This window comes from Collinsella aerofaciens (assembly GCF_040910185.1).
Taxonomy (GTDB): Bacteria; Actinomycetota; Coriobacteriia; order Coriobacteriales; family Coriobacteriaceae; genus Collinsella; species Collinsella aerofaciens_BF.
The window spans coordinates 71,743-92,219 of sequence record NZ_JBDGBA010000003.1 but is presented as its reverse complement, the minus strand read 5'-3'; the positions used below and the strand labels follow the sequence as shown (position 1 = coordinate 92,219).

General features: G+C 59.2%; 14 protein-coding genes. 4 read left to right on the top strand and 10 right to left on the bottom strand.

The genetic code is table 11. The features are described 5' to 3' along the window. Nucleotides 1-15: 15 nt before the first annotated feature. The 3 genes from AB5Z54_RS02280 to AB5Z54_RS02270 form a co-directional block, all read right to left on the bottom strand. Nucleotides 16-1,407, bottom strand: a complete 1,392-nt coding sequence (locus AB5Z54_RS02280) for a histidine kinase (protein ID WP_368160000.1) — start codon at nt 1,405-1,407, stop codon at nt 16-18. Between the two features lie 112 nt (nt 1,408-1,519). Continuing rightward, nucleotides 1,520-2,797, bottom strand: a complete 1,278-nt coding sequence (locus tag AB5Z54_RS02275) for a metal-dependent hydrolase family protein (protein WP_196022367.1) — start codon at nt 2,795-2,797, stop codon at nt 1,520-1,522. Between the two features lie 132 nt (nt 2,798-2,929). Further along, nucleotides 2,930-4,381, bottom strand: a complete 1,452-nt coding sequence (locus AB5Z54_RS02270) for an APC family permease (RefSeq protein ID WP_368159998.1) — start codon at nt 4,379-4,381, stop codon at nt 2,930-2,932. A 534-nt stretch (nt 4,382-4,915) separates the two neighbouring features. Between AB5Z54_RS02270 and AB5Z54_RS02265 the strand changes: the two genes are divergently transcribed. Then, nucleotides 4,916-5,776 carry a C39 family peptidase gene (locus tag AB5Z54_RS02265; RefSeq protein WP_368159996.1) on the top strand — a complete coding sequence of 287 codons (861 nt, stop codon included), beginning with the start codon at nt 4,916-4,918 and terminating at the stop codon, nt 5,774-5,776. A gap of 453 nt (nt 5,777-6,229) precedes the next feature. Here AB5Z54_RS02265 and AB5Z54_RS02260 read toward each other — a convergent pair whose 3' ends face one another. The 6 genes from AB5Z54_RS02260 to arcC form a co-directional block, all read right to left on the bottom strand. Then, nucleotides 6,230-7,684: a family 1 glycosylhydrolase gene (locus tag AB5Z54_RS02260; protein ID WP_267489792.1), complete on the bottom strand. Its 1,455-nt coding sequence runs from the start codon at nt 7,682-7,684 to the stop codon at nt 6,230-6,232. A gap of 1 nt (nt 7,685) precedes the next feature. Next, nucleotides 7,686-9,035, bottom strand: coding sequence for a PTS sugar transporter subunit IIC (locus AB5Z54_RS02255; protein ID WP_117776361.1), 1,350 nt, complete (start codon nt 9,033-9,035; stop codon nt 7,686-7,688). A 9-nt stretch (nt 9,036-9,044) separates the two neighbouring features. After that, the gene (locus tag AB5Z54_RS02250) at nt 9,045-9,338 is read right to left on the bottom strand and encodes a PTS sugar transporter subunit IIB (RefSeq protein ID WP_117648560.1); all 294 of its coding nucleotides are present in this window, start codon (nt 9,336-9,338) and stop codon (nt 9,045-9,047) included. A 46-nt stretch (nt 9,339-9,384) separates the two neighbouring features. Beyond that, on the bottom strand, nt 9,385-9,711 hold the full coding sequence (locus AB5Z54_RS02245; protein WP_117648559.1) for a PTS lactose/cellobiose transporter subunit IIA: 327 nt from the start codon (nt 9,709-9,711) through the stop codon (nt 9,385-9,387). Nucleotides 9,712-9,830: 119 nt separating this feature from the next. Continuing rightward, nucleotides 9,831-11,726: a BglG family transcription antiterminator gene (locus AB5Z54_RS02240; protein ID WP_368159993.1), complete on the bottom strand. Its 1,896-nt coding sequence runs from the start codon at nt 11,724-11,726 to the stop codon at nt 9,831-9,833. Between the two features lie 372 nt (nt 11,727-12,098). Then, entirely contained in the window at nt 12,099-13,061 is a 963-nt protein-coding gene (gene arcC / locus AB5Z54_RS02235; RefSeq protein ID WP_006235166.1) for a carbamate kinase, read from the bottom strand. A 602-nt stretch (nt 13,062-13,663) separates the two neighbouring features. Here arcC and AB5Z54_RS02230 point away from each other — a divergent pair. From AB5Z54_RS02230 to AB5Z54_RS02220, 3 genes are all read left to right on the top strand, one after another. Then, the gene (locus AB5Z54_RS02230; protein ID WP_346970053.1) at nt 13,664-14,080 is read left to right on the top strand and encodes a DUF3830 family protein; all 417 of its coding nucleotides are present in this window, start codon (nt 13,664-13,666) and stop codon (nt 14,078-14,080) included. Nucleotides 14,081-14,082: 2 nt separating this feature from the next. Then, a complete protein-coding gene (locus AB5Z54_RS02225; protein WP_368138240.1) occupies nt 14,083-14,607 on the top strand; it encodes a hypothetical protein in 525 nt (174 codons plus the stop codon). A gap of 271 nt (nt 14,608-14,878) precedes the next feature. Next, nucleotides 14,879-16,210, top strand: coding sequence for an ATP-binding protein (locus AB5Z54_RS02220; RefSeq protein ID WP_343006502.1), 1,332 nt, complete (start codon nt 14,879-14,881; stop codon nt 16,208-16,210). A 283-nt stretch (nt 16,211-16,493) separates the two neighbouring features. Here the strand turns inward: AB5Z54_RS02220 and nifJ are convergent, their stop codons facing one another. Beyond that, nucleotides 16,494-20,033, bottom strand: a complete 3,540-nt coding sequence (nifJ, locus tag AB5Z54_RS02215; protein ID WP_349124727.1) for a pyruvate:ferredoxin (flavodoxin) oxidoreductase — start codon at nt 20,031-20,033, stop codon at nt 16,494-16,496. Nucleotides 20,034-20,477 lie beyond the last annotated feature (444 nt).

Sequence of the window (20,477 nt, the reverse complement as noted above, 5' to 3'; positions counted from 1 at the left end):
CAATCCAACCGCGTGCTACACCGTCAACGGTGCCGGCTCATGTGGCTCGCCGTTCAACTCAACGATGACCTGCGTTCCCACGCCCTCCTGGGACTTCACGCGCATGCCAGAATCTTCTCCGTAAAAGAAATGGATGCGCTGAAGTACGTTGAAGAGCGCCAGGCCGCAACCTCGCTTGATGGAGCCGTCGGCGGTAATGCTCTCGGGCTCCTCTCGGCGATGCTGCTCAAACAGATGCGCGCAGACTTCTTCACTCATACCGATACCGTCATCTTCGACGATGATCTCCAAGCCGTCATCGGTCTCAAAAGCCCTAACACGAATAGAAAGCGGCTCGGTCTCGCGCTGCGCATGCTTGATGCAGTTTTCGAGCAGCGGCTGCAAGATAAACGGCGGCACCAGGCTGTCGCGCACCTCAAAGTCGATGTCGACCGAAACGCGCAGACGGCCGTCGCCATACCGGGCCTGCATAAGATTGATATAACGGGTGCCCTGTTCCACCTCGTGCTCGAGCGTGGTGAGCGTATCGGAGTCAGAAAGCGTTTGACGATAGTAGTTGGAGAAGTCGATCAGCAGCGATCGCGCCTTGTCGGGCTCGGTTCGAACGAGCGACACGATGGTGCTGATGGTATTGAATAGAAAATGCGGGTCGACCTGCGACTGCAGAGCGCGGAGTTCAACGCGGGCCGTGAGTTCATCCTGGCGCTCGAGCTCAAAGCTGGCGAGCTGCGTGGAAATGAGGTCGGCAAAACCCGAGGCAAGCGCCGTCTGGCGCATATCGATGCTGCTCAGGCGCGGGTAATACAGCTCGAGTGTGCCTACGCAATGCCCACGCACGGTCAGCGGCGCGACAATGCCGGCGCGCAGGCGGGGAAAATAACCGCCCGTCTCACTGGAGGCGTCACGCGAAAACACGCTCTGCTCGCCCGTCTCAATCACGTTGAGCGTGGTCTTGAGCACGACCGGGGTGCCGGCAGGGCACTTTGCCGAGTCCTCGCCCCAGCTTGCCAGCACCTGCTTGCCGTCGGTAAAGCAGATGGCAGAGGCGATGGTCTCGGACAGGATAATTTTAGAGGCGCCCAGGGCCGCTTCGGGCGTAAGGCCGCGCGACGTGTAGGCGAATATTTTTGATGCGATGGCGAGCGTGCGGTCGGTTGCGCTCGATGTGAGGTCGTCGGGAACGACAAAGACGTACGAGAAGAAGAAGCACAGCATGACCAAGCCGGCAATGACGACAACGCCCGGAACGGGATTGGGATTATCGGTTAGATCCCAGATGAGCAGCAGGATAAGCAGCGGGACGACAATACCGAGCAAGATGGCTTGAGCCACATGCTGAGCGGTACGAAAGACCTTGGTAGAGTTGTAGCTCTTGCCTAGAATCAGCCTATTGAGATCCACCGTCATCTCCTTCTTACTGACGCACCCCATAGCAATAAAGAGGGCCGCAAGCGACCCTCTCCATTGCATTATGCAATCAAATACTGTGTTTTACATCAAGCCATCGATGAACGGTAGCTTAGGCGCTGTACTTGTTTGCCTCGCCGAAGGTGCCGCCCTCGACAATCCAGCCGTCCTTCATGATGACGTCCATGTTGTCGGTGTTGAGCACGTGGATGTCGGCGGCGACGTCACCGTTGACGACCAGCAGGTCGGCGCACTTGCCGGCCTCGATGGACCCGGTCTCGTCCTCGATGTGGCACATCTTGGCACCGTTGAGGGTGGCGCAGGTGATGGTCTCGACCGGAGTGAAGCCGATCTTGTCGACGAACTCGTACATCTCCTCGATAGAGCAGGTGCCGTACGGGGTGACGAAGGAGAAGGAGTCGGAGCCGATCGTCATGACGACGCCGCGCTTCTTGGCCTCGCGCAGGCAGTCGTAGTTGCGCTGCAGCTCCTTCTCGACCAGGGTGCCCTCGTACTTGTCGTGCAGCTCGGGAACGTAGACGGGCGGATAGGTGGCGTACCAGGTGGGCAGGAAGGCGATCGTCGGGGTGAAGAAGGTACCCTGCTCGGCCATGAGGTCCATGGTGCGCTCATCGATATCGAAGCCGTGAATCAGCTGCTCGCAGCCAAAGCGAACGGAATCGTAGGCAGCGGCGTGGTTGTTGTAGCAGTGGCTCCACACGGGGATGCCGACCATCTTTGCCTCTTCGACCACGGCCTGAATCTCCTCGGAGCAGTAGTGCTGGTCGCGGCCGGAGTCCCAGCGCCAGATGCCGCCGCCGGTAGCCCAGATCTTAATGGCATCGGGGTTCTCGCGCAGACGACGACGGACGGCCTTGCGCAGATCCCAAGGGCCGTCGACCTGGTCGCCCCAGGGGTGGGATTCCTTGTTGAGCTCCTGGGTGCAGTGGTGAGAGTCACCGTGACCGGCAACGCGGCAGAAGCCGAGGCCGGTGGCCAGAACGCGCGGGCCCTTAAAGACGCCCTTGTCGATGCAGTCACGGATCTGGATACCAAAGCGGCCGATCTCACAGACGGTGGTGAGGCCGTGGGTGAGGCAGTCGTAGGCCTGCTTGACGGCGACGGCCTGCTTCTCGAGGAGCGGCTGCATGACCCAATCGGTGTCATCGTCGGTCAGGTTGCCCGAGAAGTGCAGGTGGGTGTCGATCAGGCCGGGAAGGACGGTCTTGCCGGCGGCGTCGATAACCTCAACGCCCTCGGGAAGGTCCTGCATAGTGCCGGCGTACTCGATCTTGCCGTTGTCGTCGACGAGGACGAGGGAGTTCTCGACCGGCTCGGCACCGGTACCGTCGATGAGCTTGCCGCCAACGATTGCATACTTAGTGGACATGGTTCCTCCTTATGGATCCATATATGTGGGCGAGGCCGTGTTGGGTCGCGGCCTCACAAAGCTACCCAAGTGATGCCGGGTTCGGTGCGCGGGAGAGAGGGTCCCGCGCACCCGATCCGCCCCGGCTAGGCGTTACTTTTTGCGGGAATTGGTGAAAGCCATGAGGGCCAGACCAATAGCCAACCAGCCGATCACGATGCTCCACTCCACCATGTTGAGGGAAGCGGGAGAGAACGGAATCACAAGCAAGCCGATGATGATGGCGCAGGCAGCGATAGCGAGGCCGATGCCAAACTTGCCGCCGGGCACCTCGTAGGGACGAGGCAGGTCGGGCTCGGTGAAGCGCATGCGCAGGCAAGCGAGGGCGACCATGCCGCAGGAGAAGATGAAGGCGAGAGCCGACACGTTGGTCAGAGGGATGAGCATGTTCTTGCCCAGGAACGGACCGACGACGGTGATGACGCCCAGAACGACGCAGGCGAGCTTGGGAGCGCCGGACTTGGGGTCGACCTCGGCGAACTGCTCGGGCAGCTGGCCTTTACGACCCATGGCGAGCATGATGCGGCTCGTGGCGCCGTAGAAGGAGTTCATCGGGCCCATGGGTCCAAGCGTGGCGATGACAAGCATGGCCAGGTACAGGAGCATGTTGATGCCCTTGAGGCAGGCAAGCGCGGGAACCGGGCTCTTAACAAACTCATGCCAGTCGAGGATAGTGCCGAACGAGTAAATGCAGACCATGTAGAAGCCGCCGGCGGCCAGCAGGGCCAGGGAGATGATCTTGCCGAACTTGTTCCAGTTGAGGCCCTCGGCCGCTTCCTCAGCCTGCTGAGGAATGGTGTCGAAACCGGCGTAGAAGAACGGGGTCAGGACCAGGACCGACACGATGCCGGCGAACAGGCCGGTGCTCTCGGTAGCGGCCTTACCGCCGCCAGCGCCGGTGACCTGGGAGAACACGGGCATGGCGTTGTCCGGCGAGCCGGTGAACAGCGAGACGCCCATGGCGAGCAGCATGCCGCAGAGCAGGGCCTTGGTCAGGAAGGCCTGGAGTTTGGCGGCCGAGCTGGCACCGCGGAAGTTGAGGAAGATGACGTAGGCCGCAAAGCCGAGCGCGATCAGCGTCGGGAACAGGTAAACGTCGGCGCCCAGGATGGTGTAGAGCTTGACGGCGCGCAGCCACTCAAGACCGGGCAGGCTACCGAACATCTCGGACACGAGGGTCGAAATGGCGATGGCCTCCCACGGGCAAAGGATACCGTTGCCCAGAGCCAAGAGCCAACCGGTGATGTAGCTCAGCGTACGGCCAAAGCTACGATCGACATACTCGACGATGCCACCCGAGATGGGGATAGCAGCCGTGAGCTCACCGAAAACAGCTCCGACGGGCACGAGGAAGATCGCACCCAAGAGGAATGCGATCATAGCGGGAACGGGACCGCCGCCCACGACCATCCAGTCGCCGACCTGCAGAACCCAACCGGTACCGATGATGGCACCAAAACCGATGGTGAAGAAGTTCCAGAGCGAAAGCGTTTTCTTCATGCCGCCGTTATCCTCGACTGCAACTTCTGCGTTCTTGTCCGCCATTGTTCCCCTCCTTTCCTTTTTGACGCCTCCTGGCGTCACCCCTTGCGCAGTCTGTTTTGCCGCGCGCTTTTACTTCATGGCTTTAAGATACGGCCTTGGCACGGCAACGCCGCCTGTAGCTCGACCGAAGGCAAAACTGCAAAACGAGCGGCGCCGTTTTTGGGACGAACGGCACGGTTTGCCGCTCATTGTTGCCGCCCGTCCGACGGGCGTACGCTCATCGGACGCATATAGAGATGTTTTTGAGGCCGTATGTTTTGCGCCTTTCGTACCGTTTGCCGAGCTTTTGACGCGCAGACCCATTTGTTGCACATCTTTTTTGTAGGATGGATAGGTTATACATGAGACAAGGCGGTACGAATGGCATACGGATACAACGACGGTGATCAACGGCGACAAAGCGTTCGCCTTGCTGGCCGTACCACGCCGACGCCCAGATGTGCCACGAGCGGCAATCCGCAACGTCCTCAAGAGCAACCCAGGCCTTCGTCTCGGCAGCAGGCAAGCAGAACACGGCAGAGTGGCCGTCCGAGCATGGGCACAAGCGCGCAGCAAGATAGCCGCTTGGGCGCGCGCACTCGACAGCGTCAGGCCGAGGTTCCGCAGTTGCGCCGCAACGGCGTACGTCAGCCCGGCATCCATATCAACCGCTTCTTTTCGCATCCCCAAGGCGGACGCGACGGCAAGCCTTACCGCTCGACACCGCACGTGAATGCTCCCGCCCTGCCGGCTCGTCGACTTCGCCTCGCACTGTGCTCTATCCTTACCTGTCTGGTCTTTGTGCTTATGAGCTCCTGTGTGTCCCACGGCTCGGCCGGTCTCGGTCCCACCGCCGAGGACAAGCTGCTCAAGGCCCCCGTCGCGCCCGGTTATTCTTTCGCCTTTTCGACCCCGCGCTCGCAATGGCAAGCCGGCACGATGCCCCATATCTATCAGATCGACCCCGCGTGGTCAGAGCTGCCTTACGCCGGCGGCACCATCCGCCAAAATGCCTGCGGGCCTACGTGCCTCACCATGGTCTATATCTTTAAGACGGGACGCACCGATATGACCCCCGTCGATATGTGCGCGCTTTCCGAGGCGGGCAATTACGCCCCCACCGGTGCCACCGAGTGGTCGTTTATGACAGGCGGTGCGTGGCAGCTGGGGCTCAACGGAACACAGCTCTATAACGATCGCGAATCGATTACCCAAGCACTTCGCTCGGGTGCGCCCGTCATCGCCGCAGTGCGCCCCGGTACGTTTACCAACGTAGGCCACTACATCGTGCTCTACGGCATCGACGACGCCAACCAGATTGGCGTCTACGACCCCAACTCGGCCAGCCGCAGCGCCCGCCGCTGGGGCTGCGTAGAGGTCCTTAACGAAGTCGAAGCCATGTGGGCCTACTACTAGTCATTGGGGACTCATTGGGGACAGACTTAAATGAGTGGTCGTCGGGGACAGTCTTACGGACGCCGGCCGAGAGCAGACGAAAAGGGCCATCCCGAACTGCTTGGAACTGCCAGCACGGAAAGCGCATCCTGCTTTGGGGCCCAATAGCGGGGTGCGCTTTCCGTTAGCGGCCCGTTTGGGAAACTAGGGACCGCTTTTCGACAATAATCCGGGATGCATTTTCCGATTGAGGGCCTCAAGGGAAACCGCACCCCATGTTGGACGCTCATTCTGGGATGTGCTTTCCGCAGTTGATCGATGCGGCCTTTAAGGACTGTCCCAAGCTGCCGGCAGGAAAGGAACGTCCCCAAGTGCCGGGTTTCCGCAGCCTGCAATGCTCCTCATGAACAGCCGCCTCAATAACAAAAGCCCCCGCGGCCGAAGCGGACCGCGGGGGCAACAGACCTGCAAGAGTTAACTCAAGTCCTCGCCATTTGATGCAATGACCTTTTGGTACCAGCAGAAGCTGTCCTTTCGGTAGCGATCGAACGTGCCTTTGCCCATATCATCGGCATCGACATAAACAAAGCCATAGCGCTTCTTCATCTGCCCCGTCGAGGCCGACACCAAATCGATACAGCCCCACGGCGTGTATCCCATCAGGTCAACACCGTCCTCGACAATTGCATCGCGCAGCGCAAGAATATGCCTTCGCAGGTAATCAATATGATACGCATCGTGGACTTTGCCGTCTTCCAGCGCATCGAGTCCGCCCACACCGTTCTCGGCGATAAAGAGCGGAAGATGGTAACGATCGTGGTAGCCGGCAAGCGTCACGCGCAAACCCAGCGCATCGATCTGCCACTTCCAGGCAGTCTCTTTATCCTTGAGGTACGGATTGCGCAACGTCGGGAACACGTTGCCCTCCGCCTTCTCGGCGATCACCTGATCATCGGCGCACACCAAGCGCGAGCAATAGTACGAGAACGAGATGAAGTCGACCGTATGCTCTGCCAGATACTCCGTATCGCCCGGCTCAAAGGGCACGTGAACACCCTCTTTCTCGAGTGCACGCAGCTTCCAAGCAGGATAGGCGCCCGCAGCCATCACGTCTGTGTAGAAGTAGCGGCCGCGGTCCTCCTCATACGCAAGCCATACGTCCTCGGGCGCACAACGGTACGGATAGGTCGCACCGGCAGCGACCATGCAACCCACCTTGTTTGCGGGATCGATCTTGTGCAGAATCTCGACAGCGCGAGCGCTCGCCATAAACATATGGTGCGAGAACGCCGCAGTCACGGCTGCACGGTCACGCTCATCCTCGAGCGTGACACCCGCGTTGAGATAGGACAGCGCCACGCTGTTGATCTCGTTGAACGTAAGCCAATAACGCACGAGGCCCTGGTACGCGCGTCCGACGGTCTCGACGTAGTGCGCATACCGCTCGATCATCTCTCGGCTTTGCCAGCCACCATAGCGCTCGACCAGAGCCAACGGATAGTCGTAGTGCGACAGCGTCACAAGCGGCTCGATTCCATGCTCGCGCAGCGCCTCGAATACCTGACGGTAAAACTCCAAGCCCTCGCCGTTGGGCTCGGCCTCCATCCCTGTGGGAAAAATACGGCTCCAGCAAATTGAAAGACGCAGGCACTTAAAGCCCATCTCGGCAAAAAGCTCGACATCCTCGTGCCAATGATGGAAGAAGTCGTTGCCCCAGCGGCATGGATACAGCCTGTCCGGATCGTCCACGGGCTTTTGCCTGCCAAACATTACATCCCAGCGGTCGGAACCCTGTGGGATCAGGTCGGAGTGCGACATGCCGCGGCCGCCCTCGTTCCAGCCCCCTTCGGCCTGGTTGGCGGCGAGGGCACCACCCCACAAAAAGCCCTCGGGCATACCGGCGGCAGACGTTCTGTCAAAGTAACTCATGCTACTCAGCATCCTCGGCAGAAGCTGCCGCGGCGTTCTCCTGCTCCTGAGCCAGGAGCTGGTTATCGTACACCTTAAAGAACGGGTACCAGACCACAGCCATGACCACGATCAAAACGATCGTAAACACCCAGATACGCGGGTCGAGGCACTGGACAAAGCCCTGAACGAAGATGGGGAACGTGCCGCTCACCAAGATGTAGAAGTTAGAGACAAGACCCAGTGAGACCGCACCCCAATACAGCAGGGCCGAGATCATGCCGCCTAGCACAAACGGAATCATGAGGATCGGGTTGAAGATGATGGGCGCGCCGAAGATCGCGGGCTCGGAGATACGGAAGAAGCTCGGCACGATCGATGCCCTGCCAAATGCCTTGAGCTGCTGCGACTTTGCCCTAAACGCGCAGAGCGCCACAAAAGAGAACGTATTACCCGTGCCGCCGATGAGGTTGATGGCCAACGACATGAGCACCGGGTGGAACTCAAGCGGCTGCCCGGCAGCATAGAGCGAGGCGTTGGCGGCAAAGGCGGCAAGCGAGACCGGGGCGGTGATGGGCATTACGATCATGTTGCCGTGGACGCCAAAGCACCAAAACAGCAGCGTCATGAAGCAGATAAGCAGTGCGCCGGGCACAGAGTCAACTGCGACGGAAAGCGGGGCAGCGAGCAGCTTCTCGATAACCGAGGGGATGGACAGCGCGGGATCGATCATCTGGATCAGCAGGTTGCCGCCAAAGAAGATGAGGATGTTGGCGAGCATAGGTACGATGGCGCCAAAGGTTTCGGACAAAAACGGCGGCACGCCATCGGGCATCTTGATGGTGATGCCCTTGGTCTGGCAGAAGCGCGTGACCTCGACGGAGACCAAGGCAACGATGATGGCGGTAAACAGGCCCTGCGCACCCAGATAGGTGCAGGGGACCGCCTGGAGCACGGACTCGTCAGCAAGCTGGTAGTAGGACGACGGCGCCGCGGCGATCAGGAACATCACCAGCGAGGTCATGCCGGCGTTAAGCTTGGGCATCTTGTAGGTGCCCGCCAGGTTATATGCGATTGCGAACGTCACGATCACCGACAGTATGCCCATCGTCATATTGAAGGGGATGAGCAGCGTGAGCTTATTGGCCGTCGCAAAATCGAGCCAAGGGCCAAAGACGGACCAGAACCCGCCCTGCGCCACCAGGTCGGCCGTGACCGGCGGGTTGGCGAGGATCATAAAGACGGCAGATACCAAGATGAAGCTGATCGCGCTCATAAAGCCCTTTTGCATGGAGGCAAAGTGGCGCTCGGTGCCGCAGAAATTGGCGATAGGGGTCAGTTTTTCCTGAAGCAGGGTCATGAACTTCTCCATGGTCGCCTCCTAACCCAACAGCGACTGGGCGAGTGCCAGCACGTTGGCGGCGTTGCCCATGCCGTAGTCCTGTGCGGGGATGACCGCGGTCGGCTTACCGCTCCCCTGCTTGACGGTGTTGAGCTGGTAGGACACCTGCGGCCCCAAGAGCAGCACGTCATAATTGGCGCACGTCTCCTGATACTCGCCGATACCCACCGCATCGATATCGAGCTCGATGCCGTTTTGCTCCGCATATTTCTCGAGTTTCTTCATCAGAATGCTTGTAGACAGACCAGCTGCGCAAACAAGAAGGATCTTCATAAGGGATTCCCTTCGCATTGATTGGTTGGATAGTCACCGCACGCCGCTAGGCGTTCTTGGTTGCAGTGCACTCATACAGGCAGATCAGCTCCTGCACGAGCTCCTGAGCAAGCATGGAGCACATGAGGTGGTCCTGAGCATGGACCAGCAACACATCCACCGACAGATGCTCGCCCGCTGCCTCAGTCGAAAGCAGCTGCGTTTGGATGTGGTGAGCCTTGATTCCCGCATCCTTTGACTGCTTCATGAGTTTGGCGGCGGCGTCAAAATCCCCCGCTTTTGCCTTTTCAAGGGCTTCGAAGGCAAGGCTGCGTGCCTCTCCCGCCGCAGCGACCAGCTGAAACGAAACCATCTCGGTTCCCTGATCGTCCATAACGGTCTCCTCTCCCGTGATGTTTGGTTTGTACTTGAATATTCGAAACGCCTATCTCCCGCCCGCAATCCTCGAGGTTTATTGCAGGTAGACAGACAGGGTTATCGACAAAAGAAGTCTTAAGCCGTATGCGCTTGCACAAGCGCCATCAGCTCATGCCAGGACCGGCGCTCGCGTAGGCGCTCGACCCCCTGGCGGTCCATAAAGATCTCGGCGAGCAGTGAGCTCAAGATCCGCGCCTCATCGCCGCCCGACCGGGCAAACGACACCATAAAGACGATATCGACCTCATGGCCGTATTCGTCCCAAAGAATGGGATGTTCGAGCAGGCCCACGGTAACAAAGGCCTCGGCGCTCAAGGGATGCATCCCATGGGGCATGGCTACCCCATTGCCAAACGAGGTGGCACTCGCGCTCTCGCGCTCGGCGACCTCTTGGGCAAACTGGGCATCGACACGGCCGCTCTCGACGGCGCGCACGGAGAGATATCGGAGAACGGCCTGCTTCGACGACGCCTCAACGCGGTTGAAGAACAGGGCACGGCTAAAGAAAGAGCTTACGGAGTCCGATTGCGCAGTGTCGTCGCTCAGCACCTTGCGGATAGCGTTGACATCGCTCGTCTCCAAGAAGAAATCGGCCTCGCGGACGGGCACGGGCAACTTGACGTTGAGCGGCACCGTTGTGAACACGTAGTCGATGTGCGAAAAATCGAACGTTCCCACGCGGGCGACATCGCATGTCTCAATCGAATCGATATACATGCCAAACTGCTTGCGGTACTGGTGCTCGAGCATACGGGCGCTTCCCGCTCCCGAGGCGCACACGATCAGGATGCGCTTGCGACGCGGCTGGTCGGCTTGCTGCTCGAGGGCCAGGGCAAATGCCATGGCGATGTAGCCGAGCTCTTCATCAGAGGGCTGGCTGCCAAAATGACGCTCGAGTACCTGCGAGGTGCCAGCTGCCATCGAATAGGCCAACGGAAACCTCGTCTTGATATCGGGCAGCATGGGGTTATCCATATGCATGTGATATTCAAGGCGATAGCCCAGAGGGCCGATATGCCGAGCAAGGTTCATGCGAAGTTCAAGATCGCCGCTAAAGTCAAACCTAAACTCATCGTTGACCGCACGTACCATCTCGGAAGCAATCTCCCACATCTCGTCCGAGATAACGGCAGAGCCCTTCTCGGGCACGCCCGTGCCCCTGCCGAGCAAATGGATTGCGATAAAGGCAACCTCTTCTCGGGGCATGCTCACGCCCAGGGCATCCTTGATGTTTGCGGCAATCTGGAAAGCCGCGGCGTATTCGCGCGTTCCCTCCAGTTTTTGAACGTCCGATTCTGCAGCTGGGACATAGCAGCCCTGCTCGATGCGGCCAAGAGCAATGTAAAGATGCATGATGAGATTGCGGGATGCCAGCGAGCTCACCGTGACGGGCGAGGCCGTCAGGGCATCGTCCACACATGCGGCGATGGCCCGCAGGCGCTCGGCGAGCTTTGCATCGTCGGTGTCGGGCAACACGGGCCTCACCAGCGAGGCCCGGCACAGGCGCCGTTGTGACTCCCCGCCCGCAACGCGGATTCCGTAGCGTGGGCGCTTTTCGAGCGTTAAGTCAAATTGGGCGAGTTTCTGCTCTACCAGACGCATGTCATTGGACAGAGTCCGCGCCGAAACGTAGAGTAAATCCGCATACTCCTCAATCGTCACCCACTGGGACCGCATGAGGAGGTCGTTAAGAAGGAAGGACACACGGCCATCGCGCGTATCAGGAATGCCCGGATGGGCCAGAGCCGCACCGTCTAGCAAGCGAGCAAGCTCATCTGCACGTGCAACATCGATACGATACTGCCCCTTGCTGCCAACGATGCGTGCAACCCCTGCAAGGCTGTCGTTTGCGCGATGGATATAGTTTCTCACGGCGCGCTCGCTTACCTCGAGACGCTTGGCAAGTACCGCGACAGCGACAGGCTGAGCGTCCTCGATCATATTTACAAGCTGCTTGACGCGAGCATCCATGTCCTCCTCCTTTCCCTGCGTCTAGTCTAACGCGGTAAAGAATGACACTCCACGTCGCGCTCGTTCCGCCAACTCGGAACAGGTTGCGGGGAGTCCAGCTGAGCTATGGAGAGCCTGGGGAGAGGGCCCGAAAGCAATGCGTCGGTGTGAGATGCGCTTTCCGCAGTCATTGGGGACAGATTTAAATTAGTAGTCATTGAGGACGTTCTTGTTTGACTAGTCGTTTAAGAACGTCCCCAATGACTACTCACCCATCGGGGACTAGGTGAATAGCAAAAGCCCCGCAGTCGGAGCGGACTGCGGGGCTCATGAAGAGAGGCTAGTTTGTGGGCGTCTTGCCTGGCGCCCACGAGAGAGGCAACAGAGTAGAGACTACTCGTGGATGCGGGTGCCGGAGAGGCCGGCCATGGTCTCGGCAGCCTTGTCCAGAGCGCCGATGATGCAGGTGCGGCCCTTGCGGGAACGAGCGAACTTGATGGCAGCGCGGACCTTGGGCTCCATGGAACCCTTGCCGAACTGGCCCTCGTCGGCCAGGCGCTCGGCCTCGTCGGCGGTGAGGTCCTCGAGCTCCTCCTGGTTGGGCTTGCCAAAGTTGATGGCGACATGCTCAACGGCGGTCAGCAGGAACAGAACGTCGGCGTCGCAGTCCTCGGCCAGCAGCTCGCCGCCCAGGTCTTTGTCGATGACGGCGGGGACGCCCTTGTAGCAGCCCTTGTTCTCATAGTCGCGGACGACGGGAATGCCGCCGCCACCGCAGGCGATGACGATGAACTCGTTGTCGAGCAGATTGAGGATGGAGTCGGCCTCGACGATCTTCTTGGGATCGGGGGAAGCGACGACGCGACGCCAGCCGCGACCGGAATCCTCGACGAAGACCTTGGAGGGATCCTCGGCCATGAACTCCTTGGCCTGCTCCTCGGTGTAGAAGGGACCGATCGGCTTGGTCGGGTTCTTGAACGCGGGATCGTCCGGGTCGCACTCGATCTGGGTGACGACGGTGGCGGCGTGCCAACGCTTATAGCGCTTGTGCATCTCGCGGCCAATGCCCTGCTGCAGGTGATAACCAATGTAGCCCTGGGACATGGCGCCGCACTCGGGCAGCGGCATCTCGGGGGTGCCGATGGCGTCGTGGGCAGCGGCGAAGGCGTTCTGGATCATGCCAACCTGCGGGCCGTTGCCGTGGGTGATGATGATCTCGTTGCCCTGCTCGATCAGGCCGAGGAGAGCGTGAGCGGTGTTACTCACGGCCTCGATCTGCTCAACGGGGTTGTTGCCGAGGGCGTTGCCGCCAAGGGCGACGACGATACGATCGGGCTTGCCAAGAGGCTTAGACATTGCTGGAATCCTTTCTGTAAAAGGCCTACAACCCATTAATAACCCGCGCCCGTGCGATACGCGAGTTTATTAAGGTTTATATTCTCTTTATCGCTCATTTTATTCATTTTGAAAATAGTTGAACGGTGAACGGTCGCTTTTACCCGCTCAGCGTAAAGAAACCCAGCTCAAGCATATCTACGTCATTTACGTGCAACTTTATTTTAATAGAGCAGGGATTAGACCAGATTATGCAAACTATATCTTTGCTAAACATAAAATAGGCAGCGCAAAATCTTACTCGCACTATACGAGATTCTATGCACTTATTGGACGAGTATGCAGCCCTGCAATAACATGGCGTTTTTCATCCAACTTAAGGAATAGACGAGTGCCTTTGCCGCGCGTCGGCCGGCAGCCGGCGAGCCGTCTCGTCGATCGCCGCTTCCAGAAAATCAAAAACTGATATTGCGCGCGCAATTGCGGCATGGTACTTTAGCGAAGAACAGCGCGGGCTTGGGCGACAGAGATCTGTCGTGAAGTTTGGGTTCGGCGACCCCGCCGCTGTCTTCTCCTTATCCGCCAGCGAGCCCCTTGAGCGACGGATTGAGGAGGTCCTTACTATGACAAAAATGCTCAAGATCACGCTGAATGGCGAGACGTTTCTCGCCGACATGCTCTGGGACAAGGCTCCCGAGGCATGCAAGCTGTTCGAATCGTCCTGTCCGGTCGAGTCACGTATCTTTTCGGCCAAGATCTGCGATGCCGAGGTAACCTATCCCGTATCGGGCCCCATCGCCAATTACGAGCACATCGAGAACCCCGTCTTTCACGAGCCGGCGGGCGCCGTGAGCTGGTATGGCGGATGGTCGTCAATCTGCATCTTCTTTGACGTGTGCGAGCCCTTTGGCACCTGCAACATGTTCGCCCGCATCTGCGAAGCCGACCGCGAGCGCTTTGCCGTTGCTTGCCGCAATGTTTGGGACAACCAGGGCATGCACATCAAAAACGAAATCGTCGAGATCGAAGCGGAGGCCTAAAGATGATGGATATCAACACCCTGCTCGCACTCGACCTTGCCGAGTACACCACTGCACTTGAGGCCCTCGCCGACCAGATGATGCTTGAGGAACCACGCGATATCGACTACATGCGCCGCCGCAAGCTCGACACAGGCCGCGAATTCGCCGTCTGGAACTTCACCGTCGGCTACTGCATGAACGCCGCCGACGCCCTCTCCCTCCTGCGAGCCCAGGCCAACGAAAACGCCAACGACGGCACCGCCGACCTCGCAACGATCAACAACAGCGCCGCGCGCCTGTGCGACTGGTTCTCGGGCGCCTTCGACGTCACCGGCAAAATGGATGACACCACGGCAATCCTCGCCCACAGCCGCGACCTCTACGCCCAGGTAGAGACTCACGAACAGTTTGCAGCCCTCACCCGCGCCACCGAGCGCTATCTGGTCCAGCTCCAATTTTGGGTCGACCGCCAGATTCCCTGGCCGGCCATTAGCGACCTCGTCCACGGCTACCGCCTACGCACGGAGTCCGGCGAGACAAGGTAACCAAGCAAGCAGCACCGACAACACCCCACCATCGGGATCCAAAGTAAGAATCAGAGGGCTGGAGACGCACCCAACAGCGTCCCCAGCCCCTTCGCAAAGTAGAGCACTGTTTCAGTGGCTTTGAGGCCTATTCGAACCTTTTCTATCTCCCAATTTTTGTATATTTACGACAATATTATCTGCCAATTTTTGTATGATTTTAGGCGATTCTATCTGTCAATTTTTGTCATTTGGGGGTTTAATGCTACGCCGTAAGGTCACTGATAGGCTTTTGAGCTGGAAGAATAACTCCAATAAGGCATTACTCGTTACTGGTGCGCGTCAGATTGGCAAGAGCTATGCGATTCGCGCGTTTGGAAAAAGCAACTACGCTTCGTATTTTGAGGTCAATTTACTACTCGATGTCGAAGCAAGGAATGCACTTGTTGGCGCAAAGAACTCCGTTGACTTTATCAACCGCGTAGCCCTTCTTGCGGATGCGCCGCTTGTTGAGGGCGATACGCTTGTCTTTGTCGATGAGATTCAGGAGTATCCGCAGATCGTTACACTCATGAAGGCGTTGGTCGAGGATGGGCGCTTTAGCTATGTCTTCTCGGGGTCTATGCTTGGGACTGAGTTTAAGGGGATCTCTTCTTTTCCGGTGGGGTATGTAGAGCACATTGTTATGCGCCCGATGGATTTTGAAGAGTTTTGTTGGGCAAACAGCGTAAGCGAGAATGTGCTTGCAGGCATTCGCAGCTGCCTTGTCGAGAAACATCCTGTCGAAAACTATATTCATGAGGCGATGCTCAAGAACTATAGAGCCTATATCGTTTGCGGCGGCATGCCGGAGGTCGTTCAGAATTATATTGATTCGGGTTATTCGCTCGTGAGCACACGTGAGCTTCAAACTCAGCTGGTCGATCAGTACAAAAGCGATATCTCAAAATATGCATCGACTCGAGCGTTTAACGTTCGGTCGATTTTTGAGCAAATTCCCGTTCAGCTTGAGGCGGAGTCTCATCGCTTTGTTGTTTCGTCTCTGGGTGAGGGAGCTCGCCTTAAAAAATATGAGCAGGATTTCCTGTGGCTTGTTAACGCAGGTGTTGGATTGATGGTCGCCAGGGTGACGGAGCCACGGAGTCCTCTCAAGAGGACGGAGAAAACGACAGCCTTCAAACTATACGAGTCTGATACAGGCATGCTCGCATCGCGATACCCCGGCAGCACTGCACGCGCTGTCTATCTTGATATGAAAACTCCCAACCTTGGTGGTCTCTATGAGAACGTGGTCGCGCAGGAACTCGTTGCCCTCGGGGCGGATGCATGGTACTACCAAACGCGTGAGGTCGGTGAAGTTGACTTTGTAATCGAAGGCGCCCACGGGCATGTTGTCCCAATCGAGGTCAAATCGGGCAAGAAAGTTCGAGCGCACGCGGCCCTCGATCGTCTGATGAGTGTGGGCGAGTACAAAATTCCCGAGGCCGTTGTACTAAGCCACGAGAATCTCAGCAAAGAGGGCAAGGTTCTGTACGTTCCAATCTACATGACGTTTTGTCTCGATGAGTTTATGGAAAAGGATGACCCCAATAACGATTTCTCGTTCGCGCCCATATCTCTCTAGCCATTTGAATCTGCAATCCAGCCACGCCCTCCATCCATCCCCAAAGTGACGCGTGGTTTCGCGGCAAAGCCGCGAAACAGCGAAGGGGACAAAAGGCCCCCACAGCCACGTCATCCATTCAGCCACACAATCCGAGGACGTAGTCGTAGCAGGATCTGAGGGCTAACCTTCGCGGACACTCCGCAGGACGAAAGAACCCCCGCCGCACGTAGTGCGCAGCGGGGGTTCTTTCATGTCCGAGGACGTCCGCGAAGGTCAGCCCTCAGATCCTGCGGTGAGAGACCTAGGCCTCGTTGTACACCGTCTTGAGCTTCAGCAGGTGAGCGTAGCGGTCCATAGCGGCCTGCTCGTTCTCCTTGAAGAGCTCCTCGGCGCGCTCGGGGAAAGAACGCGTCAGCGAAGCGTAACGGGCCTCGTTCATCAGGAACTCCTGATAACCGCCCGCGGGCTCCTTGGAATCGAGCGAGAACTTCTTGCCGGCAGCAGCCTCGGGGTTGAAGCGGAAGAGGTTCCAGTAACCGCACTCGACAGCCTTCTTCATCTCGGCCTGGCAGTTCTGCATGCCGCCCTTCTTGATGGAGTGCATCTCGCAGGGGCTGTAGCCGATGATGAGGGACGGGCCGTCGTAGGCCTCGGCCTCGTGGATGGCCTTGAGGGTCTGAGCCGGGTTGGCGCCCATGGCGACCTGCGCCACGTAGACGTAGCCATAGCTCATAGCGATCTCGGCCAGAGACTTCTTCTTGGTCACCTTACCGGCAGCGGCGAACTGAGCGACCTGGCCCAGGTTCGAGGCCTTGGAGGCCTGACCGCCGGTGTTGGAGTAGACCTCGGTGTCGAAGACGAAGACGTTGATATTGTGGCCGGAAGCCAGGACGTGGTCCAGGCCACCGAAGCCGATGTCGTAGGCCCAACCGTCGCCACCGAAGACCCAGAAGGACTTCTTGGTGAGGTAAGCCTTGTCGGCGAGGATCGCCTTGGAAGCGTCGCAGCCGCACTTCTCGAGCTCGGCAACGTAAGCGGCGGCAGCGGTCTTAGAGGCCTCGGCGTCGTTGACAGAGTCAATCCAAGCCTGACCGGCGGCCTTGAGCTCGTCGGACGGACCGTCAGCGGCGATGATCTCCTGCGTAGCAGCGATCAGTTTCTTCTGAACGGCCTCGTAGCCGACGGCCATGCCCAGACCGTGCTCGGCATTGTCCTCGAACAGGGAGTTGTTCCACGCCGGGCCGTGACCGTCCTTGTCCTTGCAGTAAGGAGCGGTGGCAGCGGGGTTGCCCCAAATGGAGGAGCAGCCGGTGGCGTTGGAGATGAACATGCGGTCGCCGGCGACCTGGGTCACCAGACGTGCATAGGCGGTCTCGGCGCAGCCGGCGCAGGAGCCGGAGAACTCCAGGTAGGGCTGCTTAAACTGGCTGCCCTTGACGTTGGCCGCGATGAGCTCCTTCTTCTCGGAGACGTTCTCGACCATGTAGTCCCAAACGGGCTGCTGGTCCATCTCCTGCTCGGTGGGAACCATCTCGAGGGCGCCCTTGGGGCAGACCTTGACGCAGTTGGTGCAGCCCATGCAGTCGAGCGGAGACACGGCCATGGTGAACTTCATGCCCTTGGCCTTGGGGCCCATGGCGTCGAGCGTGCGAGTAGCCTCGGGCGCGGCGGCAGCCTCGTCCTCGGTCATCGCGAACGGACGGATGGTGGCATGCGGGCACACATAGGCGCACTGGTTGCACTGGATGCACTTGGTCTCGTCCCAGTGGGGAACGACCACGGCGACGCCGCGCTTCTCGTATGCGGAGGCGCCCAGCTCAAACTGGCCGTCGGCGCAATCGACGAAGGCGGAAACAGGCAGGCTGTCGCCATCCATGCGATCGATGGGCTCAAGCAGGTTCTTGACCTGCTGGGCTATGGCAGACTTGGTCTCCTCGGAGAGCTCGACGGGAGCAGCATCCTCGGCGGTAGCCCAGTCGGCCGGAACCTCGAACTTACGGAAGGCGGTAGCGCCGGCATCGATGGCCTTGTGGTTGGCGTCGACGATGGCCTGGCCCTTCTTCATGTAGGACTTGGTGGCCGCGTCCTTCATGTACTGCAGAGCGTCCTCGGCGGGCAGGACCTTGGCCAGCGCGAAGAAGGCGGACTGGAGCACCGTGTTGGTGCGCTTGCCCATGCCGACCTTGGCGGCCAGGTCGATAGCGTCGATCAGGTAGACGTTGACGTTGTTGTTCGCGATGTAGCGCTTGGCCACGGCGGGCATGTGCTCAGCGAACTCCTCGTCGCTCCACTGGCAGTTGACCAGGAAGGTGCCGCCCGGCTTGACGTCGCGGACCATCTTGAAGCCCTTGACGATGTAGCTGGGGTTGTGGCAGGCGACAAAGTCGGCCTTGGTCACGTAGTACGGCGAACGGATCGGGGAATCACCAAAGCGCAGGTGCGAAACGGTGACGCCGCCGGTCTTCTTGGAGTCGTACTGGAAGTAGGCCTGAACGTACTTGTCGGTGTGATCGCCGATGATCTTGATCGAGTTCTTGTTGGCGCCGACGGTACCGTCGCCACCCAGACCCCAGAACTTGCACTCGATGGTGCCGGGGGCTGCGGTGTTGGGCGCATCCTCGGCCTCGGGCAGGCTCAGGTTGGTCACGTCATCGACAATGCCGATGGTGAACTCGCGCTTGGGCTCGTCCTTCTTAAGCTCCTCGAAGACAGCGAACGCGGACGCGGGAGGCGTGTCCTTGCTGCCCAGGCCGTAACGGCCGCCGACGACCTTGATGCCCGTCTTGCCGGCCTCGTAGAGAGCGGAGACGACGTCCTGGTAGAGCGGCTCGCCGATGGAACCCGGCTCCTTGGTGCGGTCCATGACGGCAATCTTCTTGACGGTCTCGGGGAGAACGTCGACAAAGTGCTTGATGGAGAACGGACGGAACAGGCGAACCTTGACCAGGCCGACCTTCTCGCCGTGAGCGTTGAGGTAGTCGATGACTTCCTCGAGCACGTCGCAGAAGGAGCCCATGCACACGACGACGCGATCAGCATCGGGAGCTCCGTAGTAGTTGAACAGGCCGTAATCGGTGCCGAGCTTCTCGTTGATCTTCTTCATGTAGCCCTCGACGACGGCGGGAAGCTCGTCGTAGACCTTGTTGCAGGCCTCGCGGTTCTGGAAGAAGATGTCGCCGTTCTCGTGGCTACCGCGGGTGTGCGGGTGCTCAGGGTTGAGCGCGTGATCGCGGAAAGCCTGGACGGCGTCCATGTCGCACATCTCGGCCAGATCCTTGTAGTCCCACATGGCGACCTTCTGGATCTCGTGGCTGGTGCGGAAGCCGTCGAAGAAGTTAAGGAACGGAGTCTTGCCCTCGATGGCGGCAAGGTGAGCCACCGGCGAGAGGTCCATGACCTCCTGGACGTTGCCCTCGGCGAGCATGGCGAAGCCGGTCTGACGGCAGGCCATGACGTCGGAGTGATCGCCAAAGATGTTCAGGGCGTGGGAAGCGACGCAACGCGCGGAGACGTGGAAGACGCCCGGGAGCTGCTCGCCCGCGATCTTGTACATGTTCGGGATCATCAGGAGCAGGCCCTGAGAAGCCGTGTAGGTGGTGGTCAGAGCACCGGCGCCCAGCGAACCGTGAACGGTACCGGCTGCACCTGCCTCGGACTCCATCTCGACGACCTTGACCGGGGTGCCGAAGATATTCTTGCGACCCTGGGCCGCCCACTGGTCGACATGGTCGGCCATCGGGCTGGACGGCGTAATGGGATAGATTCCCGCTACCTCGGTGTACGCATACGAAACATATGCGGCCGCCTCGTTGCCGTCCATAGACTTAAACTTACGCGCCATATACCCCTCTCCTCTCATATAGGTATACAGGCCCCGGCGATCGCCGGGATGTTGGCGTGATGGGATTTACGCTGTTGCTTCCAATCATCTGGCAGGCAGGCTCAGCAGCAGGTACGTGGCGTGGAGAGAAGACATGCCGAGGCGAGGGGCAGCCGATGCGCCCCACAGACCCGACCGCCCGTCTTGCACATGACCGAGCGCCGCAAAGGCCGCATGCCGGATGCTCCCGGGCACGCCCCGGCGATGGGAAGCGCCCGCAACGGAAATCCGCATGCGGGTTTATTGTACCCCGCCGTTAAGTGTAATTTCGACAAATATAGGCGGGCGGTAAAGGTTTACCTCGGGTGACCGCCAAGGGCCAGAATGGTCCCTCCATCCCCGGACGACTGGCTCTGACGCGCCAAGGAGTGTCCCCAGATGCCGGCAGGAAAGGAACGTCCCTAA